The organism is Pseudomonas sp. EA_65y_Pfl1_P113, assembly GCF_963970525.1.
In the GTDB taxonomy this organism is placed as follows: Bacteria; Pseudomonadota; Gammaproteobacteria; order Pseudomonadales; family Pseudomonadaceae; genus Aquipseudomonas; species Aquipseudomonas tritici.
On sequence record NZ_CAXAQM010000098.1, the window covers coordinates 1 to 1,127 of the forward strand.

The window sequence follows — 1,127 nt, forward strand, 5'->3', positions numbered from 1 at the left end:
GATCGGCATGGTTGCCGGGTTTCTCGCAGCAATACCCACCGGCTTGGTCGACTTCGGTACGGCCATCGCGTCGCCGCCACTGCGACTCGTCACGCCGTTCCATTTCGGCCCCCCGATCTTCGATCCCGCCGCTATCGCATCGATGGTTGTGGTGGTCTTGGTAACGCTGGTGGAGTCAAGCGGCATGCTGACGATGCTCGGCCAGCTTGTGGAGCGCCCGGTCGATCAGCGCGCACTCACGCGCGGGCTCAGGGCCGACTGCCTCGGCGCGGTCATCGGCGGTCTGTTCAACAGCTTTCCCTACACCTCTTACGCCCAGAACATCGCGCTGGTCGGTTTGACCGGCGTCCGCAGCCGTTTCGTCTGCGCAGCCGCGGCCGCCTTCATGCTCGCGCTGGCGATGATCCCCAAAGCGTCGGCGCTGGTTGCAGCCATGCCGGCCAGCGTGCTGGGTGGCGCTGCGCTGGTCCTGTTCGGGATGGTCGCGGCTACGGGCATCCGGTCATTGGCGCAAGCGGGTCTGGACCAGTCGAAGGAAAAGCTGCTCGTCGTCGCGGTCAGCCTCGGCGTCGGCCTCATTCCGAGCATGTCCGATCGCTTCTTCGCCCAAGCGCCAGCTGCGCTCGCGCCCTTTACCCATAGCGGTGTCCTGCTCGGCATCTGCACGGCCGTGGCGCTCAACCTGTTCTTTGGCAAGAAAGCTGCCGACACCGCTGCTTCGAAGATCGACAAGATTGAAGAAGAGATCATCATGCCGGAGATCGTTCCGGCCAGGAGGTTTGCATGAAATTCGACGGAAGCGTAGTGCCGATCATCGATCTGGCGCCGGCCCGGACAGGGGACGAAGCTGCCAAACAGGCGGTCGCGGAGCAAGTCGGAGCGGCCGCGCGCAGTATCGGGTTCCTTGTTGTCTCCGGACATGGTGTTCCCGCAGAGATAATCGAGCGGGCCGAGGCGGAAGGTCGCAAGCTATTCGATCTTACCAAGTCGGAGAAGGTAAAGTACCGCTCACCCGACAAGGCAGTCTATCGTGGCTACTTCGCCGTCGAGTCTGGTAACCTGGCCAGCACGATCGGCGAGAAGGAGGCGAAACCCGACCACCGCGAATATTTTAACATCGGCCGTTT

The 1,127-nt window shown here is 62.8% G+C and carries 2 protein-coding genes; both read left to right on the forward strand.

Annotated features, from left to right (window positions below):
* A partial coding sequence (locus tag AACY52_RS28430; protein WP_339561084.1) for a solute carrier family 23 protein occupies positions 1 to 787 on the forward strand: 787 nt, incomplete at its 5' end.
* On the forward strand, positions 784 to 1,127 hold a 344-nt coding region (locus AACY52_RS28435; protein WP_339561085.1), incomplete at its 3' end, for a 2-oxoglutarate and iron-dependent oxygenase domain-containing protein. The genes AACY52_RS28430 and AACY52_RS28435, both read left to right, overlap by 4 nt.